Consider the following 8,167-nt stretch of genomic DNA (forward strand, 5'->3'; position numbering starts at 1 on the left):
GAATTTATTAAGCAATGGTCGTGCCAGAATGGATAAGAAGGGGAGATGACCGCGGCGACGAGTGCCGCCGCGGGAGAAGCAATTATTGACGGCGCTGGCGCAGGCTCATCAGCAGCGCAGCAAAGCCAAACAAGGCGGTTAACGCCCACAGCGGCCAGTTCCCCGTACGCGCGTACGGCGTCAGTCCTGCCGTTGGGGTCACTTTGGTGGTTAATACGGCGCGGGTGAACTGCGGGATCATCTCCTGTATTTCACCGCGTGGGCCGATGACCGCGGTAATGCCGTTATTGGTGCTGCGCAGCAGCGGACGGGCCAGCTCCAGCGCGCGCATTCGCGCCATCTGGAAGTGCTGCCACGGGCCGATAGATTTGCCGAACCATGCGTCATTCGAAATGGTTAACAGAAAATCCGTATCCGGGCGGAAGTTATCCCGCACCTGCTCGCCAAGAATGATCTCGTAGCAGATAGCCGCCGTCAGACGCATATTATGCGCCACCAGCTGCGGCTGCACGTACGGCCCGCGGCTGAAAGAGGACATTGGCAGGTCGAAGAACGGCGCCAGCGGACGCAGAATCGATTCCAGCGGCACAAACTCACCAAACGGCACCAGATGATTCTTGTTGTAGCGATTCTTTGAGTCGTAGCTGTATGGGTTATCTTTGCCCAGCGTAATAATGGTGTTGTACGTATCGTAGCGATTCCGCGCGTTCAGACGCGCATCGACGATGCCGGTGATCAGCGAGCTATTTTTCGACCGCATCAGGTCGTCCATCATGCTGAGGAAGCGCTGCTGGTTAATTTCCAGATCCGGAATCGCGGACTCCGGCCAGACGATCAGCTGCGATTTACCCATATGCGGCTGGGTGAGATCCAGATAGGTTTTCAGGGTGTTGAGTAGCTGATTCTGGTCCCATTTCATCGCCTGGGGGATATCGCCCTGTACCAGCGAAACCGTGGTCGCGCGCGCCGGCAGCGGTTGATACCACTGAATGTAGCGAAGCGGGAAGGGCAGGGCGAACAGCACGACGGCGGCAATCAGCGGCTTCCAGTTACGCTGCGCGATAGCCAATACCAGCAGGCCGCTGACGAGCATCAGCAGGAAGTTAATTGCCTCAACGCCCATCACGGGCGCCAGGCCTTTGAGCGGGCCGTCAATCTGACTGTAGCCGAACTGTAGCCACGGGAAGCCGGTCAGCACCCAGCCGCGCAGAAACTCGGTAACCTGCCATATCACCGGGGCGGCGATGGCAACGCGTATCCAGCTGGTTTTCGGCCACAGGCGCGAAAGAATGCCGGCAAATAATCCGGTATAGAGCGACAGATAGGCCGCCAGCAGAACCACCAGGAAAACGTTGACCGGACCGGGCATACCGCCGAACTGCGCGATGCTCACGTAGACCCAGTTAATACCGGAGCCGAACAGCCCTAATCCCCAGAAATAGCCAATTGCGGCGCTTTGCAGGGGACGTCGGTTGAGGGTTAAACCCTGTAGGCCAATTAACGAAATAAGGGCTGCGGGCCAGAAGTCATAAGGTGAAAAAGCCAGCGTTCCGCTGGCTCCGAATAACAGCGCCAGCAGCAAACGTACGCGCTGGCGTTCAATAAGAGAGGCAAATACCATTTAGGTTAATCGTCCCGTTGGATTAGTCTTCCAGCTTCGGCTGCGGGGCATCATCAGGAAGCTTTACATGTACCTGAATAATACGTCGACTGTCAGCCATTGCGACCTTGAATTGGTAACCATCAATGTCGATAGACTCGCCGCGGGCAGGCAGATGACCAAACGCCTGCATGACCAGACCGCCGATGGTGTCGACCTCTTCATCGCTGAAGTGGGTGCCATACGCTTCGTTGAAATCTTCGATTGAGGCCAGCGCGCGCACCGTCCACGTGTGGCGGCTCAGCTGACGGAAATCGATATCTTCTTCTTCGTCGTATTCGTCTTCTATTTCACCGACGATGAGCTCAAGGATGTCTTCAATGGTCACCAGACCTGAGACGCCGCCAAACTCATCGATAACGATAGCCATATGATAACGTTGAGAGCGAAACTCCTTCAGCATGCGGTCAACCCGCTTGCTCTCGGGCACGACAACCGCCGGACGCAACACTTTTTCCATGCTGAAGGCTTCGGCATCGCTGCGCATAAACGGCAGCAGATCTTTGGCCATCAGAATCCCTTCGATGTGATCTTTATCTTCGCTGATCACCGGGAAACGCGAGTGGGCCGATTCGATGATCACATCGAGGCACTCGTCCAGCGTCTGGTTGCGTTTCAGGGTAATCATCTGCGAGCGGGGGATCATGATGTCGCGGACGCGCTGGTCGGCGATATCCATTACCCCTTCGAGCATATCGCGCGTATCTTCGTCGATAAGGTCGTTTTGCCCGGAATCACGGATCAGCGCCAGCAGTTCGTCACGATTCTTGGGTTCACCGTGAAAGAGCTGGCTGAGTAACAGGGAGAAGAATCCCTTTTTGCTGTTTACTGTGTCGCTACTGTGTGAATTGTCGTCGCTCATGGCGTCGTATGGGTTCTCATGTTAGTTAAATAGTCGCTCGTCACGCGTATACTCAGCGCCCGGCATAGCGGCCAGTCGCCGGCAAAGCCGGCAACGGGTTATTCCTTCTCGGCAATGTACGGATCCTCATAGCCCAGAGCAAGCATTATCTCTGTTTCGAGGGATTCCATCTCTTCCGCTTCTTCATCAATGATGTGGTCATAGCCCAAAAGATGCAGGCTACCGTGGACCACCATATGCGCCCAGTGCGCTTCCAGCGGTTTACCTTGCTCTTTCGCTTCCTGTTCAACCACCTGACGGCAGATGACCAGGTCGCCAAGCAGCGGCATTTCGATACCCGGCGGGGCTTCGAACGGGAAAGAGAGCACGTTAGTCGGTTTGTCCTTCCCGCGATAGGTCAGGTTCAGCTCGTGGCTTTCCGCTTCATCAACCAGGCGAATCGTCAGCTCCGACTCTTCCTGAAACTGTGGGATAACGCTATCGACCCAGCGCTGAAACAGGGCTTCATCCGGCATTCCGCTGTTATCTTCGCAAGCCAGCTGTAAATCGAGAATGACCTGACTCATTTATGCTCCTGTTCCTGGGCTTCGCGTTTGCGCTCGGCGGCCAGTTCTGCTTTACGTTTCTGGTCTGCTTCTTCCCAGGCTTCATAGGCGTTAACGATGCGGGCGACCACCGGGTGGCGCACGACGTCTTCGCTATGGAAGAAGTTGAAGCTGATCTCATCGACTTCTGCCAGCACTTCAATCGCGTGGCGCAGGCCCGATTTGGTGCTGCGCGGCAGGTCAATCTGCGTGACGTCGCCGGTAATGACCGCCTTAGAGTTAAAGCCGATACGGGTCAGGAACATTTTCATCTGTTCAATGGTCGTGTTCTGGCTTTCGTCGAGAATGATAAACGCATCGTTCAGCGTACGGCCGCGCATATAGGCCAGCGGCGCGACTTCAATCACGTTGCGCTCAATCAACTTTTCGACTTTCTCGAAGCCGAGCATCTCGAACAGCGCGTCGTAAAGGGGCCGCAGGTACGGGTCAACTTTCTGGCTCAAATCGCCGGGCAGGAAGCCCAGTTTTTCGCCGGCCTCAACCGCCGGACGGGTCAGAAGAATACGGCGGATCTCCTGGCGCTCCAGCGCGTCTACCGCGGCGGCGACCGCCAGGTAGGTTTTCCCGGTCCCGGCAGGGCCGACGCCGAAGGTAATGTCGTGGTCGAGAATATTGGCGATGTACTGCGCCTGATTCGGCGTACGCGGCTTAATCACGCCGCGCTTGGTTTTGATATTGATGGCCTTACCGTAGTCCGGCACGCTTTCGGCGCTCTGCTCCAGCACGCGGGCTTCTTTGATCGCCAGATGAATTTGTTCCGGTTCAATATCCTGAATTTCGCCGCGCATCGGCGCGGTATCGACGTACAGACTGCGCAGGATATCCGCCGCAGCGGTGACGCAAATCGGCCGACCGGTCAGTTTAAAGTGGTTGTCTCGACGGTTAATCTCGATGCCGAGGCGGCGTTCCAGCTGTTTAATGTTGTCATCAAACGGGCCGCACAGGCTCAGCAGACGGGCGTTGTCCGCGGGCTCAAGGGTGATTTCGCGAGTGTCTGTATTCAAGCTGTTCCTCTTATACATAGATAGCCGGAAGGTAGCCGGTCAGGAAATTATTCACGTCATCGGAATATGGCGCAAGCATCGCTATAGATATTGGGTTCAGGAGAGGAAATACAAGGCCTGCCGGAGCCGGCAGGCCTGAACGGATTATGGCTGGTAGATACCGACGCCAAGATCGTTTTCTTTACGGGTGCGGGCAATCACCGACTCCGGGGTTTCCGCGATGCGCAGACCCATTTCGTCCTCGGTGCGCACCACTTTACCGCGCAGGGAGTTTGTCCAGACGTCGGTGATCTCGACATCGACAAACTTGCCGATCATCTCAGGCGAGCCTTCGAAATTCACCACGCGGTTATTTTCGGTGCGGCCAGACAGCTCCATGATGCTCTTACGTGAGGTGCCTTCCACCAGAATGCGCTGCACGGTGCCGAGCATACGGCGGCTCCAGGCCATCGCCTGCTGGTTGATGCGCTCCTGGAGAATATACAGACGCTGCTTCTTGTCCTCTTCCGGTACGTCGTCGACCATATCGGCCGCCGGCGTTCCCGGACGCGCGGAGAAGATGAAGCTGTAGCTCATATCGAAATTCACATCGGCAATCAGCTTCATGGTCTGCTCGAAATCCTGGGTGGTTTCGCCAGGGAAGCCGACGATGAAGTCGGAGCTGATCTGAATATCCGGACGCGCCGCGCGCAGTTTGCGGATAATCGCTTTATATTCCAGCGCCGTGTGGGTTCGGCCCATCAGGTTCAGCACGCGGTCGGAGCCGCTCTGTACCGGCAGGTGCAGGAAGCTGACCAGCTCCGGCGTATCGCGGTAAACCTCAATGATATCGTCGGTGAACTCGATGGGATGGCTGGTGGTAAAGCGGATCCGGTCGATACCGTCGATCGCCGCAACCAGACGCAGGAGATCGGCAAAGCTACCGGTGGTGCCGTCATAGTTTTCCCCGCGCCAGGCGTTTACGTTCTGCCCGAGCAGGTTGACTTCACGCACGCCCTGAGCCGCAAGCTGGGCGATTTCAAACAGGATATCGTCGCTTGGGCGGCTCACTTCCTCACCGCGAGTGTATGGCACCACGCAGTAGGTGCAGTACTTGTTGCAGCCTTCCATGATGGAAACAAAGGCGCTTGGGCCTTCGGCGCGCGGTTCCGGCAGGCGGTCGAATTTTTCGATTTCCGGGAAGCTGATATCGACGACCGGGCTGCGGTTGCCCCGTACCGAGTTGATCATTTCCGGCAGACGGTGCAGGGTCTGCGGCCCAAAAATAATATCGACGTAGTGGGCGCGCTGGCGAATATGGTCGCCTTCCTGAGAGGCCACGCAGCCGCCAACGCCGATGATCAGGTTGGGATTCTTCTCTTTCAGCAGCTTCCAGCGTCCTAGCTGATGGAATACTTTTTCCTGAGCCTTCTCACGGATTGAGCAGGTATTGAGCAGCAGCACATCCGCTTCTTCCGCCACTTCAGTGAGTTGATACCCGTGGGTGGCATCCAGCAGATCGGCCATCTTTGATGAATCGTATTCGTTCATCTGACAGCCCCAGGTTTTAATATGGAGTTTTTTTGTCATCGACTTGCTCATGCTTAATTAGGTATACCCAAAGTCAGCGTCTTCACCGGATGTTGCTCTGCAATGTGAAGGGTGACGGATATAAAGCCAGGATTGCAGGGCGCGTATTGTAATGCTTTGACCGCGCCCTGACCAGTACGACCGTAATCACCACAAGCCGAATAAAAATCCGGTAAACTGAGGGGATTCGGGTTTAAGGATAATAGCCATGACAATTCATGCAACAGATGTCGTTATCGTCGGCGGCGGGATGGTTGGCGGCGCCCTCGCGCTTGGCCTGGCGCAGCTGGGCTTTACGGTGACGGTCATTGAAAAAAACGCGCCACCGGTTTTTGATGCGTCTTCACCGCCTGACGTGCGTATTTCGGCAATCAGCGCGTCATCGGTAGGGCTGCTGAGAGGCCTCGGCGTCTGGGACAGCGTGCGGTCCATGCGCGCCCATGCGTACCGCCAGCTAGAAACCTGGGAGTGGGAAAGCGCCCATGTTGTCTTCAACGCCGCGGAGCTGAAGCTGCCGGAACTGGGCTATATGGTGGAGAATAACGTCCTGCAGCGAGCCCTGTGGCAGGCGCTGGAAGCCCATGAGCGCATATCGCTGCAGGTGGGGACATCGCTCCAGGAGATGCGTCGGGAAGAAACGTACGCCTCCTTAACGCTGACCGACGGCAGCCAGCTTGATGCGCGGCTGGTGGTGGGTGCGGACGGCGCCAGTTCGCAGGTGCGTCAGCTGGCCGGAATCGGCATCCACGCGTGGCAGTATCAGCAATCCTGTATGTTGATCAGCGTACAGTGTGCGGACGATCCCGGCGACAGCACCTGGCAGCAGTTCACACCGGCGGGGCCGCGCGCGTTTTTACCGCTGTTCGATCATTGGGCCTCGCTGGTGTGGTACGACGCGCCGGCGCGGATCCGCCAGCTGCAGGGCATGAGCATGGCTCAGCTACAGCAGGAAATTACTCGCCACTTCCCGTCGCGGCTGGGAGAGATTACGCCGCTGAGCGCGGGCGCCTTCCCGCTCACCCGCCGCCACGCATTGCAGTATGTTAAGCCGGGGCTGGCGCTGGTGGGCGATGCTGCGCACACCATTCATCCGCTGGCGGGGCAGGGAGTTAACCTCGGCTATCGCGATGTCGATGCGCTGCTCGATATTCTTGGCAGAGCAAAAGCCCACGGCGAAGAGTGGGCCAGCCTGCCGGTACTTAAGCGCTACCAGACGCGCCGTCAGGCGGACAACTTTATTATGCAGTCTGGGATGGATCTGTTTTACGCCGGGTTTAGCAACGATCTGCCCCCGGTGCGTATGCTGAGAAACATTGGGCTGATGGCGGCCGAACGCGCCGGCGGACTGAAGCGTCAGGCGTTGAAATACGCGTTGGGGCTATAATCCGCATTCAAAATAATCGCGCAAACAGCGTGTCTTTACCCTCTTTTTTGGGCAAGAATCCCTGATACCAGATACTGCCGCCAGAGGTTGTCAGGGATTCGCACTGCCACTGATTCGTGGCGAGCAAATAGAAGGAATAGGCGCTTTTACCTGACATATAGAGCAGGAACAGCAGCGCCAGCAGCGCAAGGATGGCAGTTACCGCGTCGCCTTCGGAAGACAGAACGTCACAGGCAAGGATGGCGATACATGCTGCCTGAAGAATCATCTTGCTCGCAAAGCAGCGAAGAAAAAATTGCCGCATTCTTTCTGTTGACCAAAAACAGGGATTCTTAATGACGTCTCTCTGCTCCTTAGCCGGGAAGCCATGAATGTAGGTTATCCAGCGGGTATCCTCGGTGAGCGTTAGCGCGAGGCCCGTTTCGTTGAGCCGATGCAGGCGCATGGATATGCCGACGGGAAAAAACAAACCAACCACGATGCTGTAGGTTAGTAAGGCTGAAATCCCGAACAGGCAGAAAGCGAAGCCGATCAGAAAAAAGAGCAAGGTTATGGTGCGGGTAAAGAGAGGGAAAACCTGATAGTTCATCGTAAATCCTTTTACTCATTGACTCTGTAATTTATCAGAGCTGAGAACGAGGTACACTTCAGGTCAGCTTTTTTCGGAATTCATAAAGCAAAAAGCCCGCCGAAGCGAGCTTTTTGCTTTTTGTTGGCTGGGGTACGAGGATTCGAACCTCGGAATGCCGGAATCAGAATCCGGTGCCTTACCGCTTGGCGATACCCCAATTTTACGTTGACCATTTCGTACCGGGGTCAAACCGGTGGCTTAGCGCCTGGAGATACTCCAACGGGTGCGCGCACAGCGTGGGCGACTTTTAAAATTGGCTGGGGTACGAGGATTCGAACCTCGGAATGCTGGTATCAGAAACCAGAGCCTTACCGCTTGGCGATACCCCAACAATTCTTTTGGATTTATCGAACTGAATCAATAATTCCTTTGTATGGTGGCTACGACGGGATTCGAACCTGTGACCCCATCATTATGAGTGATGTGCTCTAACCAGCTGAGCTACGTAGCCA

General features: G+C 56.1%; 7 protein-coding genes and 3 tRNA genes. 1 reads left to right on the forward strand and 9 read right to left on the reverse strand.

What is annotated here, in order from left to right:
* Positions 1 to 82: 82 nt before the first annotated feature.
* The 5 genes from lnt to miaB form a co-directional block, all read right to left on the reverse strand.
* Positions 83 to 1,621 (reverse strand): apolipoprotein N-acyltransferase, encoded by a 1,539-nt coding sequence (lnt, locus tag SIK97_RS28695; RefSeq protein ID WP_025106393.1) that lies wholly within the window; start codon positions 1,619 to 1,621, stop codon positions 83 to 85.
* Between the two features lie 22 nt (positions 1,622 to 1,643).
* A complete protein-coding gene (corC, locus tag SIK97_RS28700; RefSeq protein WP_004130445.1) occupies positions 1,644 to 2,522 on the reverse strand; it encodes a CNNM family magnesium/cobalt transport protein CorC in 879 nt (292 codons plus the stop codon).
* A 98-nt stretch (positions 2,523 to 2,620) separates the two neighbouring features.
* Entirely contained in the window at positions 2,621 to 3,088 is a 468-nt protein-coding gene (ybeY, locus tag SIK97_RS28705; protein ID WP_004130446.1) for an rRNA maturation RNase YbeY, read from the reverse strand.
* A complete protein-coding gene (locus SIK97_RS28710) occupies positions 3,085 to 4,131 on the reverse strand; it encodes a PhoH family protein (protein WP_004134159.1) in 1,047 nt (348 codons plus the stop codon). The genes ybeY and SIK97_RS28710 overlap by 4 nt, the downstream gene beginning before the upstream one ends.
* 144 nt (positions 4,132 to 4,275) lie before the next feature.
* Positions 4,276 to 5,700, reverse strand: a complete 1,425-nt coding sequence (miaB, locus tag SIK97_RS28715) for a tRNA (N6-isopentenyl adenosine(37)-C2)-methylthiotransferase MiaB (RefSeq protein WP_004111391.1) — start codon at positions 5,698 to 5,700, stop codon at positions 4,276 to 4,278.
* 208 nt (positions 5,701 to 5,908) lie between these two features.
* Between miaB and ubiF the strand changes: the two genes are divergently transcribed.
* The gene (gene ubiF, locus SIK97_RS28720) at positions 5,909 to 7,084 is read left to right on the forward strand and encodes a 3-demethoxyubiquinol 3-hydroxylase (RefSeq protein ID WP_025106392.1); all 1,176 of its coding nucleotides are present in this window, start codon (positions 5,909 to 5,911) and stop codon (positions 7,082 to 7,084) included.
* 7 nt (positions 7,085 to 7,091) lie between these two features.
* On the opposite strand, the gene SIK97_RS28725 is transcribed toward ubiF, so the two are convergent.
* The 4 genes from SIK97_RS28725 to SIK97_RS28740 form a co-directional block, all read right to left on the reverse strand.
* The gene (locus SIK97_RS28725) at positions 7,092 to 7,673 is read right to left on the reverse strand and encodes a hypothetical protein (protein WP_032748715.1); all 582 of its coding nucleotides are present in this window, start codon (positions 7,671 to 7,673) and stop codon (positions 7,092 to 7,094) included.
* A gap of 124 nt (positions 7,674 to 7,797) precedes the next feature.
* Positions 7,798 to 7,872, reverse strand: a tRNA-Gln gene (locus tag SIK97_RS28730).
* 97 nt (positions 7,873 to 7,969) lie between these two features.
* Positions 7,970 to 8,044: transfer RNA gene (locus SIK97_RS28735), tRNA-Gln, on the reverse strand.
* Between the two features lie 45 nt (positions 8,045 to 8,089).
* Positions 8,090 to 8,166, reverse strand: a tRNA-Met gene (locus tag SIK97_RS28740).
* Position 8,167 lies beyond the last annotated feature (1 nt).

Source organism: Klebsiella sp. JN_Kp126 (assembly GCF_033843325.1).
In the GTDB taxonomy this organism is placed as follows: domain Bacteria; phylum Pseudomonadota; class Gammaproteobacteria; order Enterobacterales; family Enterobacteriaceae; genus Klebsiella; species Klebsiella michiganensis.